At 63.7% G+C, this 22,641-nt stretch carries 19 protein-coding genes and 1 tRNA gene; 12 read left to right on the top strand and 8 right to left on the bottom strand.

What is annotated here, in order from left to right; genetic code table 11:
* Nucleotides 1-161: 161 nt before the first annotated feature.
* From D3227_RS07430 to tkt, 5 genes are all read right to left on the bottom strand, one after another.
* Complete coding sequence (locus D3227_RS07430; RefSeq protein ID WP_120013478.1) at nucleotides 162-1,187, bottom strand: class I fructose-bisphosphate aldolase; 1,026 nt, start codon at nucleotides 1,185-1,187, stop codon at nucleotides 162-164.
* A gap of 140 nt (nucleotides 1,188-1,327) precedes the next feature.
* On the bottom strand, nucleotides 1,328-2,524 hold the full coding sequence (locus D3227_RS07425; RefSeq protein ID WP_120013477.1) for a phosphoglycerate kinase: 1,197 nt from the start codon (nucleotides 2,522-2,524) through the stop codon (nucleotides 1,328-1,330).
* 104 nt (nucleotides 2,525-2,628) lie between these two features.
* Complete coding sequence (locus D3227_RS07420; protein WP_120013476.1) at nucleotides 2,629-4,512, bottom strand: potassium/proton antiporter; 1,884 nt, start codon at nucleotides 4,510-4,512, stop codon at nucleotides 2,629-2,631.
* 263 nt (nucleotides 4,513-4,775) lie between these two features.
* On the bottom strand, nucleotides 4,776-5,786 hold the full coding sequence (gene gap, locus D3227_RS07415; RefSeq protein WP_120013475.1) for a type I glyceraldehyde-3-phosphate dehydrogenase: 1,011 nt from the start codon (nucleotides 5,784-5,786) through the stop codon (nucleotides 4,776-4,778).
* Between the two features lie 156 nt (nucleotides 5,787-5,942).
* Nucleotides 5,943-7,934: a transketolase gene (gene tkt, locus D3227_RS07410; protein ID WP_120013474.1), complete on the bottom strand. Its 1,992-nt coding sequence runs from the start codon at nucleotides 7,932-7,934 to the stop codon at nucleotides 5,943-5,945.
* 258 nt (nucleotides 7,935-8,192) lie between these two features.
* On the opposite strand from tkt, the gene D3227_RS07405 reads away from it, so the two are divergent.
* The 3 genes from D3227_RS07405 (at nucleotide 8,193) to D3227_RS07395 (ending at nucleotide 9,683) form a co-directional block, all read left to right on the top strand.
* Nucleotides 8,193-8,465, top strand: a complete 273-nt coding sequence (locus D3227_RS07405; protein WP_006200774.1) for a DUF4164 domain-containing protein — start codon at nucleotides 8,193-8,195, stop codon at nucleotides 8,463-8,465.
* A gap of 4 nt (nucleotides 8,466-8,469) precedes the next feature.
* On the top strand, nucleotides 8,470-8,835 hold the full coding sequence (locus D3227_RS07400) for a cell division protein ZapA (protein WP_120013473.1): 366 nt from the start codon (nucleotides 8,470-8,472) through the stop codon (nucleotides 8,833-8,835).
* Between the two features lie 188 nt (nucleotides 8,836-9,023).
* Nucleotides 9,024-9,683 (top strand): peroxiredoxin, encoded by a 660-nt coding sequence (locus D3227_RS07395; protein WP_120013472.1) that lies wholly within the window; start codon nucleotides 9,024-9,026, stop codon nucleotides 9,681-9,683.
* Nucleotides 9,684-9,774: 91 nt separating this feature from the next.
* Here D3227_RS07395 and rpoH read toward each other — a convergent pair whose 3' ends face one another.
* Nucleotides 9,775-10,686 carry an RNA polymerase sigma factor RpoH gene (gene rpoH / locus D3227_RS07390; protein ID WP_120013471.1) on the bottom strand — a complete coding sequence of 304 codons (912 nt, stop codon included), beginning with the start codon at nucleotides 10,684-10,686 and terminating at the stop codon, nucleotides 9,775-9,777.
* Nucleotides 10,687-10,900: 214 nt separating this feature from the next.
* The gene (locus tag D3227_RS07385; protein WP_120013470.1) at nucleotides 10,901-11,956 is read right to left on the bottom strand and encodes an RluA family pseudouridine synthase; all 1,056 of its coding nucleotides are present in this window, start codon (nucleotides 11,954-11,956) and stop codon (nucleotides 10,901-10,903) included.
* 26 nt (nucleotides 11,957-11,982) lie between these two features.
* Between D3227_RS07385 and D3227_RS07380 the strand changes: the two genes are divergently transcribed.
* The 6 genes from D3227_RS07380 (at nucleotide 11,983) to D3227_RS07355 (ending at nucleotide 15,272) form a co-directional block, all read left to right on the top strand.
* Entirely contained in the window at nucleotides 11,983-12,366 is a 384-nt protein-coding gene (locus D3227_RS07380; protein WP_120013469.1) for a fimbrial protein, read from the top strand.
* Nucleotides 12,367-12,397: 31 nt separating this feature from the next.
* Nucleotides 12,398-12,805, top strand: a complete 408-nt coding sequence (locus tag D3227_RS07375) for a VOC family protein (protein WP_120013468.1) — start codon at nucleotides 12,398-12,400, stop codon at nucleotides 12,803-12,805.
* A gap of 90 nt (nucleotides 12,806-12,895) precedes the next feature.
* Nucleotides 12,896-12,970: transfer RNA gene (locus tag D3227_RS07370), tRNA-Glu, on the top strand.
* A 211-nt stretch (nucleotides 12,971-13,181) separates the two neighbouring features.
* On the top strand, nucleotides 13,182-13,763 hold the full coding sequence (locus tag D3227_RS07365; RefSeq protein ID WP_120013606.1) for a VOC family protein: 582 nt from the start codon (nucleotides 13,182-13,184) through the stop codon (nucleotides 13,761-13,763).
* A gap of 21 nt (nucleotides 13,764-13,784) precedes the next feature.
* A complete protein-coding gene (locus D3227_RS07360; protein WP_120013467.1) occupies nucleotides 13,785-14,603 on the top strand; it encodes a glutathione S-transferase family protein in 819 nt (272 codons plus the stop codon).
* A gap of 324 nt (nucleotides 14,604-14,927) precedes the next feature.
* Nucleotides 14,928-15,272 (top strand): hypothetical protein, encoded by a 345-nt coding sequence (locus tag D3227_RS07355; protein WP_425374484.1) that lies wholly within the window; start codon nucleotides 14,928-14,930, stop codon nucleotides 15,270-15,272.
* 55 nt (nucleotides 15,273-15,327) lie between these two features.
* Here D3227_RS07355 and D3227_RS07350 read toward each other — a convergent pair whose 3' ends face one another.
* Nucleotides 15,328-15,546, bottom strand: coding sequence for a hypothetical protein (locus tag D3227_RS07350; protein WP_120013466.1), 219 nt, complete (start codon nucleotides 15,544-15,546; stop codon nucleotides 15,328-15,330).
* 339 nt (nucleotides 15,547-15,885) lie between these two features.
* On the opposite strand from D3227_RS07350, the gene D3227_RS07345 reads away from it, so the two are divergent.
* The 3 genes from D3227_RS07345 (at nucleotide 15,886) to D3227_RS07330 (ending at nucleotide 22,603) form a co-directional block, all read left to right on the top strand.
* On the top strand, nucleotides 15,886-16,122 hold the full coding sequence (locus tag D3227_RS07345) for a hypothetical protein (RefSeq protein ID WP_120013604.1): 237 nt from the start codon (nucleotides 15,886-15,888) through the stop codon (nucleotides 16,120-16,122).
* Nucleotides 16,123-16,777: 655 nt separating this feature from the next.
* Entirely contained in the window at nucleotides 16,778-21,025 is a 4,248-nt protein-coding gene (locus D3227_RS07335) for a response regulator (protein WP_120013465.1), read from the top strand.
* A 549-nt stretch (nucleotides 21,026-21,574) separates the two neighbouring features.
* Nucleotides 21,575-22,603, top strand: a complete 1,029-nt coding sequence (locus D3227_RS07330) for a PstS family phosphate ABC transporter substrate-binding protein (RefSeq protein ID WP_120013464.1) — start codon at nucleotides 21,575-21,577, stop codon at nucleotides 22,601-22,603.
* The last annotated feature ends 38 nt before the right edge of the window (nucleotides 22,604-22,641 follow it).

Genomic DNA, 22,641 nt, shown 5'->3' with positions numbered 1-22,641 from the left:
CCCTGTTTTCCCTCCAAGGACGTTCGGCACCGGAGCAAACCGACATGACCGCCAGTTTTTTTCGAAGGGGGACATAGGCATGCGGGAGGGCCGGCCCAACCACCGGGCAAACAAAACCCGGGCACGCGGCCCGGGTCCGGATCAAGACAGGAGAGGTGTGGTCAGGCGGCCTTTTCCAGCGCCGGCTGCCATTGTCCGAGCGCCGCCAGATGGTTCATGCGGGCGCGGTGGGCGAAGGCGGCCTGGCCGGCGGCAACATTTTCCGCCTTGCCGCTCCAGGCCTTCTGCGGCGCGGCCTGCAAGGCGCGGCCGTAGGAGAAGGTCAGCTTCCATGGGTGCGGACCGATGGCGTTGATGGCGTTCAGGTTGGCGGTGGCCTCTTCGTCCGATTGTCCGCCGGAGAGGAAGGCGATGCCCGGCACCGCCGACGGCACCGTCTCGCGGAACAGCTTTATGGTCCGTTCGGCGACGTCCTCGGGGCTGCTTACCTTGCCCGACTTCTTGCCGGCCAGAACCATGTTCGGCTTCAGGATGGTGCCTTCGAGGACGACGCGGGCTGCATAGAGCTCGGTGTAGAGTTTTGTCAGCGTCGCCTTGCTGGTGTCGTAGCACGTATCGATGTCGTGGGCGCCGTCCATCAGCACCTCCGGCTCGACGATCGGCACGATGCCAGCCTCCTGGCAAAGGGCGGCATAGCGGGCCAGCGCATGGGCGTTGGAGCCGATCGAGGTGACCGAAGGCACGCCCTTGCCAACGTCGATGTCGATCACCGCGCGCCATTTGGCGAAGCGCGCGCCCATCTTGTAGTAGTCGGCGAGCCGCTCGCGCAGGCCGTCGAGACCTTCGGTGATGGTGTCGCCGGGAAAGCCCGCCAGCGGCTTGGCGCCGGCGTCGACCTTGATGCCGGGGATGGCCCCAGCCGACTTGATAATGTCGACCAGGGGCGTGCCGTCGGCGGCCTTCTGGCGGATGGTCTCGTCGTAGAGGATGACGCCGGAAATGTACTTCGACATCGCGTCCCTGGCGCGGAACATCATCTCGCGGTAGTCGCGGCGGCTGTCGGCGGTCGATTCGACGCCGATGACGTCGAAACGCTTCTTGATCGTGCCGGAGCTTTCATCGGCGGCCAAGAGGCCCTTGCCGTCGGCGACGATCGCGGCGGCAATGTCTTCGAGACGTTCGCTCATTGTGCTTCTCCTTGACGGTGTTGTTTCCGCGCTAGCAGAACATTACCGCCAAAGAAATGATGCCGGAAAGCTCGAATCGATTGAAAGTCGCAGCAGCCTCGGCGCGCTCTCCTAGTATTGATCGCCCAAGCCAGACGCTCTTAGTGCTTCAGCACCTCGACGCCGGGCAACGGCTTGCCCTCCATCCACTCCAGGAAGGCGCCGCCGGCGGTCGAAACATAGGTGAAGTCGTCGGCCACACCGGCATGGTTGAGCGCGGCCACCGTATCGCCGCCGCCGGCGACCGAGACCAGCTTGCCGGCCTTGGTGCGGTCCGCCGCGTGCCTGGCCGCCGCCACCGTGGCGTGGTCGAAGGGCTCGATTTCGAAGGCGCCGAGCGGTCCGTTCCAGACCAGCGTCGCGGCGCGGTCGATCCATTCGGCGACGGCTTTCACGGTCTTTTCGCCGACATCGAGGATCATGCCGTCGGCCGGCACTTCCGATATGGCGACGGTTTCGCTGGCAGCGCCCGCCTTGAACTCTTTCGCCACGACGCCGTCGACCGGCAGGATGATGGCGCAGCCTGCTTCGGCCGCTTCGATCATGATCTGCTTGGCGGTGGTGGCGAGGTCGTGCTCGCAGAGCGACTTGCCGACAGCCGTACCACGCGCGGCGAGGAAGGTGTTGGCCATACCGCCGCCAATGACCAGCGCGTCGACCCTCTTCACCAGATTCATCAGAAGGTCGATCTTGGTCGACACCTTGGCGCCGCCGACGATGGCGACCACCGGGCGGACGGGATTGCCGAGGCCCTTCTCCAGCGCGTCGAGTTCAGCCTGCATGGTACGGCCGGCATAGGCCGGCAAGAGATGCGCCAGTCCTTCGGTCGATGAATGGGCACGGTGCGCCGCAGAGAAGGCGTCGTTGACAAAGATGTCGCCATTGGCGGCGAGCTTTTCGGTGAAGGCCGGGTCGTTCTTCTCCTCGGCCTTGTAGAAGCGGGTGTTTTCCAAGAGCAGCACGTCGCCCTTGTTCATGGCTGCAACGGCGCTTGCCGCGGTGTCACCAACGCAGTCGGACGCAAAGCCGACCGGCCGGCCGAGCACCTCCGCCGTCGCCTTGGCGATCGGCTCCAGCGAGAATTCCGGGGTCGGGCCGTCCTTGGGACGGCCGAAATGGGCAAGCAGGATGACCTTGGCGCCCTTGCCGGACAATTCGGCGATGGTCGGGGCGATGCGCTCGATGCGGGTGACGTCGGTGACCTTGCCGTCGGCGACGGGAACGTTGAGGTCGACGCGCACCAGCACGCGCTTGCCGGAGATGTTGCCGATGTCGTCCAGTGTCTTGAAGCCGGCCATGCTGATCCCTTTTCGCGAAAAATCGCCGGGACCATACCCCGCACCGACGATGATGCAAGGCCCGCGTGAAGGCGCGCGCGCAAAAATGATGTCGCCTCGAAAGATCAGCTTTCGCTCGCGGCTTTTTCGGCCGCGGGCCTCGGTGCTTCCTCCGCCTGAAGCTCGGCAGCAGGCACTTCGGCCGGCTTGCGCCATTTGCCGATGAAGGCGGCGAGGCGGTCGCGGATTTCGCCGGCGCTCAGGAACACCGGCACGCGCGCCACCGGTGCGGTCGGTTCGAAGGACAGGCCAAGGCCTGTGATTTTGCCCTTGTCATCGACGTCGCGCACGATCAGCTCGATCGGACCGAGCAGGACACGGTCGGCATATTCGGCATGGCTGCCAAGGCGCTCTGTGACCAGGGCGCCGATGGTCATCTTGCTCTCGGCCTCGGTCAGGCCCGGCGCATAGGCGGCTTCCAGTTCCGCGGCCGAGCGTGTCGGATCGACGGCGAAGGCGCCGAAGAAATCGGCATCCTCGGGGTCGACCACGGCGCGGCTGGCGAACAGCTTGTCGAGCAGGCGCGGATAGCGGTCCGGCACGAAGATGTAGACGTGGTCGCCGGCAGCCAGCCGGCCCATGTCCTGGAAGCGCATCGAGCGGCCGTCGCGCAGCACCAGCGAGGGCCTAGCCCAGCGCGGGATGCGTTCACCGCGCGCCACCGGACTGCCCGGCGCCACGCGATAGGCGAGCAGTTCGTGATGGGCCGAGCCCGGCAGTTCAAGCTCGACCTTGTCCAGCGGCCCGAGCCGGGCCGGCACGATGAGGCCGAGGCGGCGCGCCAGCGGTCCGACGGTCCAGCCCTGGATGACAAGCGACACCAGCACGATGATGAAGGCGGTATTGAAGATGGTGCGGCCGTTTTCCAGGCCGCCGAGCAGCGGGGTGATGGCTAGAAGGATCGACACCGCGCCACGCAGGCCGACCCAGGAGACGAAGGCCACTTCCGGGCGTGGCAGGCGGAACGGGATCAGGCAGAGCCATACGGCGATCGGCCTGGCGACGAACATCAGGAATAGGCCGAGCAGCACAGCCGGAACCATAATCGCCGGAAATTGCGACGGCGTGGCGAACAGGCCGAGGATCAGGAACATGATGATCTGCGCCAGCCACGACATGCCGTCCTGGAAGCGTTTCAGGATGGTGACAGCGCGGATGTCGGAATTGCCGGCAACCAGCCCGGCTAGATACACCGCCAGGAAGCCGGAACCGCCGATGGCGCCGGCGGCGGCGAACACCATCAGCGACAGGGTCAGCACGAAGATCGGCAACAGGCCATGGTCGAGGTTGAGCCGGTCGACCAGGCGCACAATGGCGAGACCACCGAGCACGCCGACAACAGCGCCAAGGCCCATATTGAGCAGGAAGCCGATGACAAGGTTGGTGACCAGGACATTGGCTTCCGGATTAGCGTGGGCGGCGATGACCTCGACCAAGGTGATGGTCAGGAAGATGGCGATCGGGTCGTTGGTGCCGGATTCGACCTCGAGCGTCGCACGCACGCGCTCGCGCAGATTGATCTCGCCGGCGCGCAGCAGGAAGAACACGGCTGCAGCATCGGTCGAGGCGACGGCGGCGCCGAGCAGGAAGGATTCCAGCCAGGTGAGGTCGAGCAAATAATAGGCAGCGGCGCCGAACAGGCCGGTGGTCAGGATGACGCCAACCGTCGCCAGCGACAGCGCTGGCCCGGCCGCCTGGCGCAAGGCGTTGAGCGGCGTGCCGAAACCGGAATCGAACAGGATGACCGCCAGCGCAAGTGAGCCGGCAAAATAAGCCAGCCGTGCATTGTCGAATTCGATGCCGAGGCCGTCGGTTCCGGTGGCGAGACCGATGCAGAGGAACAGCAGCAGCAAAGGGGCGCCGAAGCGGAAGGCGATCAGGCTCGAAAACGCAGCGGCAACGACAAGCGCGGTGCCGATCAGCGTCACGAGATAGATCGCATGCTCCATCCGAATTTGCCCCTCACATTCGCGTTCTCATCGAATTACGGGAGAGTGAGGCGAAGACGTGACCAGTGCAAGGCGGGAGGGTGGCTTTTTGGCCTATGCCGCTGATTTCCGGATAGTTTGGCGCCTCGGCCACAATCCAGGGGAAGCCACAGCCTGCCCGATATTCCCTGTCGTCCGGAATGCCGGAACGATCATGTCGTGCATAACAAAAAACGCCCGGGCAAAGCCGGGCGTTTCAGGTCTCGAAAAAGAGAGCAGTGCGATCAGGCGATGGTCTTGCCGAAGGCGACGGCGGTATCGCCCATGCGGTTGGAGAAACCCCATTCATTGTCGTACCAGGACAGCACCGAAACGAAGTTGCCGTCCATGACCTTAGTCTGGTCGAGCGCCATGACCGAGGAATGCGGATCGTGGTTGAAGTCGATCGACACGTTCGGGTGATGGGTGACGCCGAGGATGCCCTTCAGCTTGCCGTTGGAGGCCGCGATCACCGCCTCGTTGATTTCCTGCACGGTGGTCGAGCGCTTGGCGATGAACTTGAGGTCGACGACCGAGACGTTAGGGGTCGGCACGCGGATCGAGATGCCGTCGAGTTTGCCCTTGAGATCGGGCAGCACCAGGCCGATCGCCTTGGCGGCACCGGTCGAGGTCGGGATCTGCGAGAGCGCCGCGGCGCGGGCGCGGTAGAGGTCCTTGTGCATGGTGTCCAGCGTCGGCTGGTCGCCAGTGTAGGAGTGGATCGTCGTCATCATGCCCTTCTCTATGCCGACCGCGTCGTGCAGCACGGCTGCCAGCGGCGCCAGGCAGTTGGTGGTGCAGGAGGCATTCGAGATGACGATGTGGTCCTTGGTCAGCTTGTCGTGGTTGATGCCGTAGACGACGGTGAGGTCGGCGCCTTCGGCCGGCGCCGAGACGATGACGCGCTTGGCGCCGGCGGTCAGATGCGCGGCGGCTTTGTCGCGGGCGGTGAAGATGCCGGTGCATTCGAGCGCGATGTCGATGCCGAGTTCCTTCCACGGCAACTGCGTCGGGTCCTTGATGGCGGTGACCTTGAAGGTCTCCTTGCCGACGGTGATCTGATCGCCGGACACCGACACTTCATGCGGGAAGCGGCCATGCACGCTGTCGTAACGCAGCAGGTGCGCGTTGGTCTCGACCGGGCCGAGGTCGTTGACGGCGACGACGTCGATGTCCTTGCGGCCGGATTCATGGATGGCGCGCAGGATGTTGCGGCCGATGCGGCCAAATCCGTTGATGGCAACTCTGACGGTCATTTTTCTCTCCCTGGGAGCTGGAAGGCAATTGGGTCCGCTGCTTCATAGCGGCGGACGGGCGAAGAATCCAGCCATGCAAGGCGTGGATTTAAATCGATTAGGTTGGGCCAGCCCGCGAAATCGCCTGAAGCAATTCGCGGGCCGGCCCTCAATGCCTTACTTGCCATGCAGGCGGGCTTCCGCCGCCTTCGCGGCCGCATCGGCGGTGATGCCGAAATGCGGATAGAGCTGCTCGATGGTGCCGGAGGCGCCAAAGCCGGTCATGCCGATGAAGATGCCGTCGGTGCCGATGAGGTGATCCCAGCCCTGGCGGATACCGGCCTCGATGGCGATCTTCACCGGTGCGTTGCCGATCGTCTTCTTGCGGTAGTCTTCGCTCTGCTGGTCAAACAGTTCGAAGCAGGGCACCGAGACGACACGGGTCGGATGACCGTGCCTTTCCAGCAATTCGCGCGCGCCAAGCGCGATCTCGACCTCAGAACCCGTGGAGAAGATCGTCACCGCCGCTTCGCCGCTGGCGGCGGCCAGTTCATAAGCGCCGGAAGCGCTGAGGTTCTCGGCGGCATATTCGGTGCGCACTGTCGGCAGGTTCTGGCGGGTCAGCGCCAGCGTCGACGGCGTCCTTTTCGACTCGATCGCCAGTTGCCAGCATTCGGCGGTTTCGACCGCGTCGGCCGGGCGGAACACATTGTGGTTCGGAATGGCGCGCAGTGCCGCCAGATGCTCGACCGGCTGATGGGTCGGGCCGTCCTCGCCCAGACCAATGGAATCATGGGTCATGACGAAGATCGAGCCGATGCCCATCAGCGAGGCAAGCCGCATCGACGGACGGGCATAGTCGGAAAAGCACATGAAGGTGCCGCCATAGGCGATCAGGCCGCCATGCAGCGTTAGGCCGTTGAGTGCTGCCGCCATGCCGTGCTCGCGAATGCCGTAATGGACATAGCGCTGGCCGTAATCGTCCGGCGTGATGTTCTTGGTCTGGCTGGTCTTGGTGTTGTTGGAGCCGGTCAGGTCGGCGGAGCCGCCGATCGTCTCCGGCAGCGCGCCGTTGATCACTTCGAGCGCCATTTCCGACGATTTGCGAGTGGCGACCTTCGGCTTGTCGGCCGAAAGCTTCTTCTTGTAGTCGGCAATGACGGCGTCGAAATTCGACGGCAGCTTACCGGTGACGCGACGCTCGAACTCGGCCTGCAGCTTGGCGTCGGCCTTGGCGAGACGGCCTTCCCAGTCGGTGCGCGCCTTGACGCCGGCCTTGCCGGCCGCGCGCCATGCGTCGAGGATGTCGGCCGGAATCTCGAAAGGGGCTGAATCCCAGCCGAAGAACTTCCTGGCGCCGGCGATTTCCTCGGCACCGAGCGGCGAGCCGTGTGCCTTGTTGGTGCCGGCCTTGGTTGGGGCGCCGAAGCCGATGGTCGTCTTGCAGGCGATCATCGTCGGCTTGTCGGAATGGCGCGCCGCCTCGATGGCATAGGCGATCGCTTCCGGATCCTGGCCGTCGATGTGGCTGGCATTCCAGCCGGAGGCCTGGAAGCGGGCGACCTGGTCGGTGTTGTCGGCAAGCGATACCGGGCCGTCGATCGAGATGTTGTTGTTGTCCCAGAATACGATCAGCTTGTTCAGCTTGAGATGGCCTGCCAGCGTGATGGCTTCCTGGGAGACGCCTTCCATCAGGCAGCCGTCACCGGCCAGCACATAGGTGTAGTGGTCGACGAGATCGTTGCCGAAAGCGGCGTTCATGATGCGCTCGCCGAGCGCGAAGCCGACCGAATTGGCGAGACCCTGGCCGAGCGGACCAGTGGTCGTCTCGATGCCAGCGGCATGGCCGTATTCCGGATGGCCCGCGGTCTTCGATCCGAGCTGGCGGAAATTCTTGATCTGGTCGAGGGTCATGTCCTCGTAGCCGGTCAGATGGAGCAGCGAATAGAGCAGCATCGAGCCGTGGCCGGCCGACAGGATGAAGCGGTCGCGGTCGGCCCAATGCGGAGCCTTGGCGTCGAATTTCAAGAAGCGCGTGAACAGCACCGTGGCGATGTCGGCGCAGCCCATGGGCAGGCCCGGATGGCCGGAGTTTGCCTTCTCGACGGCGTCCATGGAGAGAAAACGGATCGCGTTGGCCATCCGATCATGTTGTTCACGCGAGGTCATGCTTCCTCCGGGGTGGGGGTTTGGGGCCTTGGGAGAGGCCTGGAAAGGGTGCGCGACACATAGCAGGCGCGGCCCTTGAGTCAACAAATCGGTGCGTTTTTGCCCGGCTTGTGATGCCGCAACCCCTCTACATTAGTGTTAGCAGGGGACAGTCGCGAGAGCTTTGTTGACGTTGCCTTCACACGGCGCCTAATGTTTCCGACATAACGCGTTCTGAACGCGAACGATTCGGTGATGGGCAGGGTACAGGACAAAGCCATGACCGGGGAAACGACGCTCAAGGAAGTCATAGCCCGGCTGGGTAAAGCCATCGAGGGCCTTGAAAACGCCGTCGCGGCCAAGCTCGAGCACGAGCGCGACTATTCGGAAGCCGAGGCCGAGGTGCAGCGCATGAACGCCGACCGCTCCAGGTTGGCGCAGGAACTCGACAATTCCGAAGCGCGCGCCGAACGGCTGGAAGATGCCAACAAGGAAGTGTCGCGCCGGCTGGTGACCGCGATGGAAACCATCCGCGCGGTACTGGACAGGTAGGCCCATGGCACAGGTTACGGTTTCCATTGACGGCAAGCAGTATCGCATGGCCTGCGACGAGGGCCAGGAAGAGCACCTGATCGATCTTGCCGAGCGCTTCGACCGCTATGTTTCGCATCTGAAGGATTCTTTTGGCGAGATCGGCGACCAGCGGCTGACCGTCATGGCCGGCATCATGGTCATGGACGAGCTTTCGGAGTTGCAGAAGCGCGTCAAGGGCATGGAAAGCGAAGTGCTGACGCTGCGCAAGACGCGCGACGAGGCGCTGACCAAGGCCGACAAGAGCGATTCCGTGCTGACCAGCGCGCTTGGCGCGCTCGCCCAACGCATGGAGGATCTGGCCACCACGCTGGCAGTCAAGAAGGCCTGAGCGCTGCCCGGCTGCGGGTGTCCCGGAAGAATTGCCGCATTTCCGCGAAATGGGCGAAAATATTTCGCTGCGGGTCTCGGCGCCGGTGTCCGCCAGCGTTTGAAGGATGCTCCTACAATGCTAAGAAGATCGGGCGGCGCCGGCGGGCTGACTGTGCCGGCGGCAAAGTCAAAGGGTAGGGACACGTCATGAGTCTTCGTATCAACGACATCGCGCCGGATTTCACGGCCGAAACCACGCAAGGCACAATCAGCTTCCACGAATGGATCGGCGACGGCTGGGCGGTGCTGTTCAGCCATCCGAAGAATTTCACACCGGTCTGCACGACCGAGCTCGGCACCATGGCCGGGCTGGAAGGCGAATTCAAAAAACGCAACGTCAAGATTATCGGCATTTCGGTCGACCCGGTTTCGAGCCACGACAAATGGCAGGACGACATCAAGACCGCGACCGGCCAGGTGGTGAAATATCCGCTGATCGGCGACAAGGAACTCAAGGTCGCCAAGCTCTACGAGATGCTGCCGGCGGGTGCCGGCGAGACTTCGGAGGGCCGCACGCCGGCAGACAACGCCACGGTGCGGTCGGTCTACGTCATCGGCCCGGACAAGAAGATCAAGCTGGTGCTCACCTATCCGATGACCACCGGCCGCAACTTCGACGAGATCCTGCGCGTCATCGATTCCATCCAGCTGACGGCCAAGCACCAGGTGGCGACGCCAGCCAACTGGAAGCAAGGCGAGGACGTCATCATCACCGCCGCGGTCTCCAACGAGGACGCGATCAAGCGTTTCGGCGCCTTCGACACCATCCTGCCCTATCTGAGGAAGACCAAGCAGCCAACGGCTTGAGGCGCAGGGCAAATTCGTTCGGCCATCAACGGCCATGAAAAAGGCGGCGCCGGTTTCCCGGCGCCGCCTTTTGTTTTCGTGCCGGAGGGCTTTACGCCGCCGGCTGTGCCTCGATGGTGCGCAACGCCTGCATCTGGCGCTTGGCCGCGGCCTTGACCGCGTCTTGCACCTTCTCGAAGGCGCGCACCTCGATCTGGCGCACGCGCTCGCGGCTGATGTCGAACTCGGCCGACAGTTCTTCGAGCGTCAGCGGCTCTTCGGCGAGGCGGCGCGCCTCGAAGATGCGCCGCTCGCGCTCGTTGAGCACGGCAAGAGCGCCGGACAGCATGGTGCGCCGGTTTTCCAGCTCATCCTGCTCGATCAGCATCTCTTCCTGGCTTTCGTGGTCGTCGACCAGCCAGTCCTGCCATTCGCCGGACTCGCCTTCGCTCGCCCGGATGGGCGCGTTGAGCGAGGCGTCACCCGACAGGCGGCGGTTCATCGACACCACTTCCGCTTCGGAGACATTGAGCCTTGTGGCGATCTCGGCGATCTGGTCGGGCTTCAAGTCGCCATCGTCGAGCGCCTGGATTTTGCCCTTCACCTTGCGCAGGTTGAAGAACAGGCGCTTCTGGTTGGCGGTGGTGCCCATCTTGACCAGGCTCCACGAGCGCAGGATGTATTCCTGGATCGAGGCCTTGATCCACCACATGGCATAGGTGGCGAGCCGGAAGCCACGCTCCGGTTCGAATTTCTTGACGGCCTGCATCAGGCCGACATTGCCTTCCGAGATCACCTCGCCGATCGGCAGGCCGTAGCCGCGATAGCCCATGGCGATCTTGGCGACGAGCCTCAGATGGCTGGTGACGAGCTTGTGCGCAGCCGTGGTGTCCTCATGCTCGGCGTAGCGCTTGGCGAGCATGTACTCTTCCTGCGGCTGAAGCATCGGAAAGCGGCGGATTTCTTCCAGGTAGCGGCTGAGGCCGCCTTCGCCGGAAACGATACTGGGTAGTGACTGGGCCATGGTAGCGCCCCCTCTCTATTGGAGTGATGCCCCCGAAACGCGGCGGGCATGTGTGACGCGAGCACCATAAAGGCTCGCTCGCGGCAACTGATGTATATAGGAACAAAACCAGAAAAGACAGGCATTTGTTCAACACGAAACAGTGTGTCACGCCAAAGTGAACAACGCCAGTCAGGTTTTTTGATGGTTGGTTTGAAGCGTCTTGATGATGGGTTCAGAGCTTGCGGAAGCCGCCGACGAGTGCCTCCATGTCCCTCGGTAACGGCGCCTCGAACCTCATCGCTAGATGGGTGGCCGGGTGGCGAAATTCAAGTAGGCGCGCGTGCAGTGCCTGTCGCGGAAATGTCTTCACCGTCGTCTTCAGCGGCTCGGGCAGCCGGTTGGCCTTGGTCCGGAAGGCCTGGCCATAATCCGGATCGCCGACCACCGGATGGCCGATATGAGCCATGTGGACGCGGATCTGGTGGGTGCGGCCGGTTTCCAACCGGCACTCGACCAGGCTGGCCGTCGCAAACTCCTGCTGCTGCTCGCCGAAGCGCTCGACGACGGTGAAATGGGTAACGGCGTGGCGGGCATCGTCGCGACCCTCGGGCACCACGGCGCGCCTGACGCGGTCGGCGGCGCGGCCTAGTGGGGCATCGACCGTGCCGGTCGGCCTTGGCGGTATGCCCCAGACCAAAGCGAGATAGGCGCGCTGGAGGTCGCCGGTCCGCCCATGGTCGGCAAAGGCCTCCGACAGCGCCTTGTGGGCACGGTCGGTCTTGGCCACGACCATGACGCCGCTTGTTTCCTTGTCCAGCCGATGCACGATGCCCGGCCGCTTGACGCCGCCAATGCCGGAGAGGCTGTCGCCGCAATGGTGGATCAGCGCATTGACCAGCGTGCCGGTCCAGTTGCCGGCGCCGGGATGGACGACCAGCCCGGCCGGCTTGTTGATGACGATCAGTTCGGCGTCCTCATAGAGGATGTCGAGAGCGATCGCCTCGCCCTGCGGCGTGGCCGGCTCCGGTTCCGGCATGGTGACCGACACCACGTCGCCGGCGGCCAGCTTGCGCTTGGCCTCGTCGACTGGCTTGCCGCCGATCCTGACCGCGCCCTGCTTGATCAGCATCTGCACCCGGTTGCGCGACATGTCCGGGCCGAGCTTTCCGGCCAGCCACTGGTCAAGGCGCTGGCCGGCCGCCTCCGTGCCGGCCTCCAGAACGGTCGGCGCGGCCACGATGAATTGGTCCTCTATCAATCCAGGGGCCTCTTCGTTATGAGCGCTCATCGAAAGAAAGTTCCGGAATTTTTGCCATGGCCAGGCCAATTGCCGACGAAGACCAAGAAAAGCCGCTCGACCCCGAAGTCGAAGGCGTGCGGAAGAAACTCTTGCGCTTCATGGCCATCAATCTCGGCCTGCTGTTGCTCGCCCTTATGGTGGTGATCGGTGCGCTTGTCTACAAAGCCCGAAATGCGCCGCCCGTCAGCCCGCCACTGGCCGGCGATATCCAGGTGCCGGCCGACGAGCCGGTCAGCGGCGACATCGTGCTGCCCGTCGGCGCCAAGGTGATCAGCCAGTCGCTGTCCGGCAACCGTGTCTCGATCGATGCCGAGCTTGCCGACGGCAGCCGCACCATCTTTGTCTACGACATCGCCGAGCGCCGCCTCATCGGCCGCTTTGCGATCCGGAACAAATGACTTGGTCGCAGCAGATAACCGGGCCGCAACAATGACCGGGTTCGCCGAACACCGCCGGGTGGCGACCGTCGCGCTGGTGGTCAAAAACTACGACGAGGCGATCGCCTGGTATGTCGAGCGTCTCGGTTTTGTGCTGACCGAGGATGTCGATCTCGGCGGCGGCAAGCGCTGGGTCACGGTGACGCCGGCCGATGGCCAGGGCGCAAGACTGCTGCTGGCCGAAGCGTCCGACGCGGCGCAGAAAAGCCGCATCGGCAACCAGACCGGCGGCCGCGTCTTTCTGTTCCTCGAAACCTCCGACTTTGCCGGGGACCATCAGGCGATGCTGGCAAAGGGTGTCGAATTCCGCGAAGCACCGCGCTATGAGCCTTACGGCACGGTGGCGGTGTTCGCCGATCTTTACGGAAATCTGTGGGATCTGATCGAGCCGAAACGATAGGCTTGCGTCAGACATTTCGAGGCTTTCGTCAAACGTCGGAAGCCCAGTTGCTTTTTACCAACCGTCAGCCTATATCGCCGGTTCTTGAACGCGCCCATCGTCTAGCGGTCAGGACACCGCCCTCTCACGGCGGGAACAGGGGTTCGATTCCCCTTGGGCGTACCAAGTCTCTCCAAGCTTCCCCCCAAACGATCAACCCGATTCACCGCGTTGCGTCGCGGCGCGTCCTGGCGGGCATACCTCGCTTCTGGCGCGGCGGGGCCGATTGCTTTAGCATCGCATCATGGATTCTGAGGCACAGCCTTAGCGGCGCGCAGAACGCCAGGTGCTGGGCAGGTCCGGACCGGCAGTTGATGCCGGCGGGGAGGAAGGGCAGATGCAGAAGCTGCAATCGCAGGGCGTCCATCACATCACGCTGGTCGGCGCCGGGCGCCAGACTTCGATCGATTTTTGGGAAGGCGTGCTCGGCATGCCGTTCATCTTCGAGCAGCCCAACCTCGACAAGGCCAAGGAAAGCCATCTCTATTTCGATCCGGGCGACGGAAGGCTGATCACCATCTTTACCGATGAGAGCCGCACGCCGGAGAAGCGGCGTACGCCGACCGATCCGGGCTGCGTCCACCACATCGCCTTTTCTGTGTCGCGCGTCACCTTCCTGCAGGCGGTCGCGCGGCTCGACGAGCGCGGCATCAAGCATAGCGGCGTTAAGGATCGCGGCTTCATGGATTCGATCTATTTCGAGGATCCGCTCGGCCTGCTGATCGAGCTGGCGTCCTACCGTTTCGAGCCGCCGGCGGGCTTCACCCATGCCGACGTGCTGATGGAAGCGCACAAGCTCCGCGTCGCGCGCGGCGACTACAACATTGCGGAAGTGCATCTCGCCGATGCGATCCAGGCGCTGGTCGAGCGTTCCCGCGCTACCTTGTCGGACGACCGGGCACCGAAGAACCCATACTGAACGAACCAGAGGGAGGAACACATGGCCAAGACAGCGACGAAGAGTGCGAAGAAACCCGCGGCCAAACCGGCCGCGCAGGCGACGGCAAAAGCCGCGCAGGCGACGGCAAGAGCCGCGCCTAAGGCCAAGGCGAAGCCGGCGAAGAAACCTGGCGTGAAACTCAGCATGCTGAAGCCCAGCGTCAACAACATGACCGTTCGCGTCTTTGCGCGGGCGGCCGGGCTGGATGCCGCGGAGACCGATGCCTGGGGTCACACCCGCTCGCCGGAATTCATGGCACGCAACCCTGCCCATCTGACGCCGATGATCGAGGACAAGGGCCTTCCCAGGGGCGTGCTGTGGGAAAGCTGCGCGATCATGCAATACCTCTCCAACAAGCATGGGCTGGAGAAATTCTATCCCAAGGCGCCGGCCAAGCGGGCGATGATCGACAGCGCCATGTTCTACTTGGTCGGCACGCTCTACCCCTATGTGGCGCGCGCCACCTATCCGCTCCTCGGCTTCCCGCAATATGCAGGCGAGGTCGGCCACAGCGATGCCCACCCGGACAAGAAGTCCGAGGCCCAGAAGGCCGCGATGGCCGCGATCGCCGAGCCGCTGGAGGTTTTTCACAGCTTCTTCAGGGACGGCAAGCCGTTCATTGGCGGCAAGAACCCGTCGATCGCCGATATCCGCCTGGCGGCAACGCTCGAATTCCTGGCCGTCATCGACTACGCCTTGCCCAAATGGGCGAAGGAGTATGTGGCGGCGGTCGAAAAGAAGCTCGGCAAAGCCTATGCCGAGCCGGCCGCCGACGTGCGCGGCTATATCGCTTATGTGAAGTCGCAAGCCAAGGCGTGATGGCGGGGCTCGAACGATAAGGATTCGTTAACCAAAGCCCTGTCTACTGGATGGCAATTCACCTCTGGCTTGCGACCACGGATGTACTGGCGCGGATCGAGAGGTGGAAGGAAAGGTCGGCCATGCGCCGGCCTTTTTGCTTTTCGGGGGCCTGTCCAGAGGCAGCGAGCAGGCCGCCATGCGCTGCCGAAATCAAGTCCCCTTGCGAAGCATATTGTCATTGCCGGCTCCGACCCTATCATCGATTTCAGTTGTCCTGTGCGGACGGGCAACCGGTGGAAGAACGAGGACCTGCAAATGAAAAGCGGCGCAGCACTGCCGGCGATGGCCGGTGCGGTATTCATAGCGGCAATCGGACAATCGAATGCCGCATCGCTCAACACCATGAACGATGTCGGAACGGCGATCCAGGCGTGCTGGACGCCGCCGGCGGACGCCGGCAATTCGACGGTCACATTGAGCTTCAGCTTCAAGCGCGACGGCACGCTCATCGGCCCGCCCAAGCCTACGGCCATCAAGGTGGCCGGCGACGAAAAGGCGCGTCAGGCCTTTGTCGACGCCGCAACCGCCGCGTTGCGGAACTGTCTGCCGCTCAGCTTTTCGCCGGCGCTTGCCAAGGGCATTGCGGGTAACGTCTTTACGCTGCAGTTCAAGTCACCGAAGCAATAGCCCGACGCCTGCTGGCGCAGACGGCGCTTGCTTCGGGACCTGCCCATGCAGGAGCTCAGTGATGTCCGCGCCGGGCGTTGACGTGCCGTTCCAACTCGGGCATCTCGAACACGTAATCGTTCCAGGCCGATTCCGGAATCTGGCCCGCCAGGTAGCATTCCACCAACAGTTTCTGCTCCGGGGTCAGCGCTCTCGGCCGCCACCACTCATGATCCAGTCCAAGCGAGTGGATCAGGTTCCTTGTCAGCCCCGAGACGGTGAAGTGAATAGACATCTTTGCCCTCCTTTTTACCTACAACGCGAGACGTCTGACAAAGGTTTCACAGGCAGCGGCCGACCACCGTGAAATTGGTCACGGTCGATCGTGCCGGCGCGCCGCGGCGCCGGCATCGTCTTTCGCCTCTCTCAATCTTGCAATGAAACTGTAGTTGGTGCGGTCGAGAAGCCGGCCGGCGCGCGGCCGGTGCGGGTGGTCGGACCGGCCTTCTTCCCAGCGGATGACTTTTCGGCGGATGGCTGGCCGGCCGTCGCCCTCGATCCAGGCGAATGGCTCCCGGCCGGAACGGCTTGCCGGCTGTCGCGTTGTGGCAGACGACCAACCGGAGCCATCGCCATGGTCACATTCAGGGAAATGAAGGTGCAGGAGATTGTCGAGGATCAGTCCCTGACCACCGAACAGAAGATCGCCAGGCTTCGTGACATCGAATCCGAGGCGCGCGGGTTGCAGCGTGCGGCATCGGAAGGACCGATGGGCGACGATGACGGCTGGCAGGACGAATTGCGGCAGGTTCGCATCGCGCTGGAGAAGCTTGGCGCCAAGGAACCCAAGAAAGGCGCGGCGTCGCTCTGAACGGTTCGGCGTTTGAATCGTCGACCCGCTCTAACTCTTTGTTTTGCGCAGCTCCGGACGGAAACCCGTTGCATCCTTCAGGGCGCCGTCAAACTGTCGAGCAAGTCTCGTTCGCCGAAACTATTCGCAGACGACGCGGTAGCGCGTGCCGGGTTTGCTGACATTCCTGCAGGCGAGCACCGCGGCCGGGTCGGAAGACGTGAGGGGCGGGGGACCGGATGTCACCCGTCTTGCCCGGGTGGGCGGCGGGGCGAGCCTGCGGGCCGCCGAGCGTGCTGGCGCCTGCGGTGGTGCGGGCGGAAAGACACCCACCTGCGACTGGCTGGTTTGCGCATGGGGTGGAGGCTTGTCCCAGATACGCCTGACGTCGAGCGGCTTCGGGATGACCACCGTGCCGTCGCCGCTGCGCGCGCACCCTCCCGCTGCAAGCAGCGCCGGGCAAAGGAAAACAAGCAGGATCCGTCCGAACATTAGCAACACCCCAATATACTTATAACGCGGCTCAGCCATGGCCGACAACCGATGCAAATGCCGCAGTCAGGGCCGGGTCTGGAACCCCGGTCGCGATAGTTATGGTTAGCGGTCCGTTAATGCTTCTCGGGCACATTCCGCCGACGGGCCGCGAAGGGGGTTCGGCCCTGGGGGTGGGAGCGGCATGGCGGAAGTGGACGAAACGGTCGGGACGGCTGGCAAGCGCGGTTCGCGCAAGGCAGTTGCGCATGGCGACGGCGCGTCTGCGCCTGCCGGACAGGCGGCTTTGCCCGAGGCGATTCGCGAGTTGCTCGACGTGGCTGCGGACTGGACCTGGGAAACCGATGCCGAGCTGCGGTTTTCCCGGCTTTCGGACAACTATCAGGCGGCCACCGGCATCGAGCCCGCCAGCGTTCTCGGTCGTTTTCGCTTCGACTTCCTCAAGCAGGTGTTGAAGGGCAGCCATAGCGCGGCCGCACATCTAGAGGACCTGCAGGCGCACCGGCCGTTTCGCGACTTCGTCTATGAGCTGAAGGGCGGCCGCAGCGATTGCCGCTGGGTTTCGATCACCGGCCTGCCACGCTTCGACGGCGAGGGGAAATTTGCCGGCTATCACGGCATCGGCCGCAACGTGACGGCACTGGCCGGTGCCTTCGAGGAACTCGAGCAGAACGAGCTGCCCAGCGATGAGGGCAGCGAACAGCATCTCGCCGATCTCGAGCGGACGATGGATGCCATGCACATGGGCGTCGTGCTTCTGGATGCCCGGCTCGACACGCTGATCGTCAACAAGGCCTATCGCGACCTGTCCAGGATTCCGGACGGCGCCGTGACCGTTGGCGCTCCGTTCAGCCTGTTGATGGAACTCAACCGCCGCAACGGCATCTATGGCGACATCGACGAACAGCAATGGCAGCGCTACCTCGCCACCCGCATCGAGGAGATTCGCGCCGGCTCCGTTGCGCCGCGCGAATTTCCCCATGCCAATGGCAGGACGATGATGTTCTCGGTCACCGCCCTGTCAGGCGGCAGGCGGCTGTTGACTTACTACGACGTCACCGAGGTCAAGCGTCGCGACGCCGAGATCGAGAGCGCCAACGCCAAGATCACCGAGACCTTCGCCAACCTTCGCACGATGGTCGATCAGATGCCGATCGGCGTCCTTGTCCTCGATGCGGACATGCGCGCTGAGGTGATCAACCGGGCCTTCTATGATTTCTGGGAAATCGATCCCAAGCGCGCCGGGATCGGCTGCGGTTTCCGCGAGCTGATGCAGGCCAGCCGCGACACGGACCCCTACGGCACCGACGACGCGGTATGGCAGGGCCACATCGTGGAGCGCGAGGCCGAAATCATGGCCGGCGTGGTGGGCTCCAGGCAATTGCCGCGCAATGACGGCCGTACGTTGATCGCATCGCTGGCGCCGCTTGCCGGGGGCAAGCGGCTGATCTCCTATGTCGACGTCACCGAGATGAAGGATCGCGAGGCCGAGCTTGCGGACGCGCTGGAGAAATCGCGGCTGGCCGAGGCGGTGATCAAGCGGCGCGAGACGGAAGCAGAGGAGGCCCGCAAGAACCTTGCCACCGTGCTGGAATCGCTGCCGGCCGCCGTCATCATTTACGACCGCGACGACAATTTCGTCTTCGCCAACCGCAAGCTGCAGGACACGCTGCCGGCGCTGAAGCCGGCATGGCAGCCCGGTCGCAGCTTCCGCGAGGCGCTGGAACTTGGACATTCGGCCGGCTATTTCCGGCTGAGCGGCGATGCCGAAATCGACAGGCTCTACGATGGCGATCTCGACGTCTGGCTGGACGCCATCCTCGCGCGCTACCGGCTGCCCAACTCGTCCTACGAGCGCCTCAACCCCGACGGCCGCTGGTACCAGGTCTACGACATGCGGACCGACGACGGCACCTTCATCGGGGTGCGCGTCGACATTTCCGACATCAAGCGCCGCGAGAAGGCGCTGCATGACTCGATGCGCCAGATCGACCTGTTCCGGCACGTCATGGACGAATTGCCGGTGGCGGCCTTCATCAAGGCCCAGGACCTCAGCATCGAATTCGTCAACAAGGCATGGTGCGCGCTGACCGGCCTTGTCAAGGAAGACGTCATCGGGCGAACGGATCGCCAGCTGTTCGGCACCGCGGACGCCGACAGCTACAGCCACGACGATACCGAGGTGGTGGTCACCGGCAAGGTATTGGAGGTCGAGGAGCCGGTTACCCATCGCGATGGCACCCTGCGGCAATTGATGACGCGCAAGAGTCGGCTGGTGGCGCTCGACGGGTCGGTGCATCTGGTCGGTTCCAGTACCGACATCACCGACGTCAAGGCGCGCGAGCGGGTGCTGGAAGAGAGCATGCGCGAGAACGAGGTGTTCCGCAGCCTGATCGATAATGTGCCGGTGTCGATCTACGCCAAGCGCTCCGACCTCAGGCAGTTCTACGTCAACAAGGGTTGGTGCGATCTCACCGGTCTCAGCAGGGAAGACGCGATCGGCAAGACCGACATCGAGATATTCGGGAAGGACGGCGAAGCCTTCGTCAATGGCGATCTTGCCGTCCTGCGCACGGGCGAAACGCAGGAGGTCGAGGAGGCGGTGACGCTTGCCGATGGCGGGGTGCGGCACCAGTTCGCCCGCAAGGGCGCGATGATCGCGTCCGATGGCTCGCTCTATCTGATCGGCTCGACCACCGACATCACCGAGCTGAAGCAGCGCGAGGCTGAACTCAGCGAGGCGCGGCAGCGCGCGGTGCTTGCCGATCGCGCCAAGTCGGAATTCCTGGCCAATATGAGCCACGAGATCCGCACGCCGATGAATGGCGTGCTCGGCATGGCGGAGTTGCTCGCCAAGTCCGACCTCGACCCCAAGCAGAAGACGTTTACCGACATCATCGTCAAGTCGGGCAACGCGCTTTTGACCATCATCAACGACATCCTGGACTTCTCCAAGATCGATGCCGGCCAGCTTGTGCTCGATCCGGCGCCCTTCAACCTGGCCGAGGCCATCGAGGACGTGGCGACGCTGGTGTCGACACGCGCCAAGGAGAAGGATCTCGAGCTGATCGTGCGCGTCCAGCCCGGCCTCGAAAGCCAGTTCGTCGGCGATGTCGGGCGCATAAGGCAGATCGTCACCAACCTGCTCGGCAATGCGGTGAAGTTCACCGACGAAGGCCATGTGCTGGTCGATGTCACAGGTGTCCGGGTTCCCGCGGGAACGAAACTCACCATCTCGGTCACCGATACCGGCATCGGCATCCCCGAGGAGAAGCTGAAAGCCGTCTTCGAGAAATTCAATCAGGTCGACACCTCGTCGACCAGGCGGCATGAAGGCACCGGGCTCGGCCTCGCCATCACGTCGCGGCTGGTCGAGCTGATGGAAGGCGAGATCGGCGTGGAGAGTGCCGAAGGCAAAGGCTCGACCTTCTGGTTCACGGTGACGCTGCCCAGGGCAGAGCAGCAAAGCGGGCAACGGATCATGCCGGTGGACGTAACCGGCGCACGGGTACTGATCGTCGACGACAATGCCGTCAACAGGTCGATCCTGAGCGAGCAGATGGCCTCTTGGACCTTCGATTCCTGCGCGGCCGAAAGCGGCGCCGAAGGGCTGAAGGTGCTGATCGCGGCCGCCGCCTATGGCGTTCCGGTCGACTGCGTCGTGCTCGACTACCAGATGCCCAACATGAGCGGTGCCGAGATGGCGCGGATCGTACGCAACACCGCCGGTCTCGCCCATACGCCGATCATCATGCTGACCTCCGTCGACCAGTCGCTAGCCAACACCAGCTACCGCGACCTCGGCATAGATGCCCAATTGATCAAGCCGGCGCGCTCCTCGGTGCTCCTGGAGGCGCTGGTCGCCACCATCCAGCGTCACCACCACAGTGCGCAGGCCAGCCGCGTGCTGCCCTTGGCGAGCGGCGGGGGCGCTCAGGCGCCGTCGCCGGTGCAGCCGTCCTCGGCGGCCTCGGTGCGAGCCCAGCTGCAACCGCCACCGGTTCGGGCGCGCGTCCGGGCCACGGGCGAGCGCGGGCTCGACATTCTGGTCGCGGAGGACAATGAGGTCAACCAGATGGTGTTCACCCAGATCCTCGGCGAGACCGGCTACGGTTTCGAAATCGTCGGCAATGGCCGCAAGGCGCTCGACGCCTTCGGCAGGCTCAATCCGCGCATGATCCTGATGGACGTGTCGATGCCGGAGATGAACGGGCTGGAGGCGACAGCCGCCATTCGCCGGCTCGAGGAAGAGACGGGCACGCATGTGCCGATCGTCGGCGTCACGGCGCATGCGCTCAAGGGCGACCGCGAGCGCTGCTTGGAGGCCGGCATGGACGACTATCTGCCCAAGCCGATCAGTCCCAGGGCCCTGCTCGAGAAGCTCGAACGCTGGATCGGGGCGGATAGCCAGGCTCAGCGCAACGCCGGATAGGATTTATCGCGGCGTGCGTCGGTGCACCGTCCCTGCAAGGGCGGTCGCCGTCGCACGCGATTTGCTCGCGGCGCCCCGGAAATCGCCGGGTGACCCAAAGGTATGGTGCGATCGCGCCATACCAAAATCGGCGACCAGCCGTGACAATGGGTGCATCGAATTTGGCTCCCTCGGTTACGGGCGGGAGCAGCGACCGCCGACTAGAACAGCGTCGAATCTACCCCAACGGACCTGTTTTCGGCGATGGCTCGGCCATGACACGCTCTGGCCACGGGCAACGCGTTTCCGTCCGGCTTTTCTTTTCTCGGCGGCGCGGCTCGTGCCGCCGAGGGCAGACGAGGCTAGAAAATCCCGCAAGTCCCTGATTCCCGCGGCAAACCTCCGATACGCCGCCAAGGCTGGCAGCCGGCGGTTTCCGACATGGCTGTCAGACGTTACCGGGCTGACATCAAACTGTCATGCGACTGTAATAATCGGGAGCTATTGGCCTCACCGGGCGCCTAGGACAAGGGTTGCCGAGAGACCATCTTCCGAACAGGAGCAGGCCACATGAAGAAATTTCTCCTCACGGCGTCGGCCGCAGCGCTTGCGCTCGCCGCGTCGTCCGGCTTCGCCGCCGCGCGCGACCAGATCCAGGTCGCCGGGTCGTCGACCGTGCTACCCTATGCCAAGATCGTCGCCGAGCAGTTCGGCGAAACCTTCACCAACTTCAAGACCCCTGTGGTCGAGTCCGGCGGCAGCGGCGCCGGCATCAAGGAATTCTGCAAGGGCGTTGGCGAAGACACCATCGACATCGCCAACTCCTCGCGCCCGATCAAGAAGGACGAAATCCAGTCCTGCGTCGACGCCGGCGTGAAGGAAATCCAGGAAGTCCGCATCGGCTATGACGGCATCGTCTTCGCCACCGACATCAAGGGTCCGGACTGGGCGCTGGTTCCCGCTGACATCTACAAGGCGCTCGCCGCCAAGCTGGTCGTCGACGGCAAACTCGTCGACAATCCGAACACCAAGTGGAACCAGGTCAATCCGAAGCTGCCCGACTGGGATATCGCCGCCTACATTCCCGGCGAAAAACACGGCACCCGTGAAGTGTTCGAGACCAAGGTTCTCGACGCAGGCTGCGACAAGGCCGCCATCAAGGCCGCCGGCGTTGCCGACGACAAGGAAATCGGCAAGGCCTGCATCGCGGTTCGCAAGGACGGCAAGGCTGTCGACATCGATGGCGACTATACCGAGACATTGGCCCGCATCGACTCGAACAAGACCGGCGTCGGCGTGTTCGGCCTCTCCTTCTACGAGAACAATGCCGACAAGCTGAAGGTCGCCACCGTGGACGACATCACGCCTTCGACCGAGACCATCGCCAGCGGCAAGTATCCGGTTTCGCGCCCGCTGTTCTTCTACGTCAAGAAGGCGCATCTCGGCGTCGTTCCGGGCCTGAAGGAATATGTTGAATTCTTCCTCGACGACCAGATGGTCGGCCCGGAAAGCCCGCTCGCCGAATATGGCCTCGTGGCTGCTCCGGAAGCCGAGCGTCAGGCCCAGCGCGACGCTTTTGCCGCCGGAAAGTCGATGTAGTCAATCTTCCAAACCAGGGCGCGGGCCAAGTCCGCGCC

This window comes from Mesorhizobium waimense (genome assembly GCF_003601975.1).
GTDB lineage: Bacteria > Pseudomonadota > Alphaproteobacteria > Rhizobiales > Rhizobiaceae > Mesorhizobium > Mesorhizobium waimense.
The sequence above is the reverse complement of the archived record's forward strand: the minus strand, read 5'-3'. Positions and strand labels throughout refer to the sequence as shown.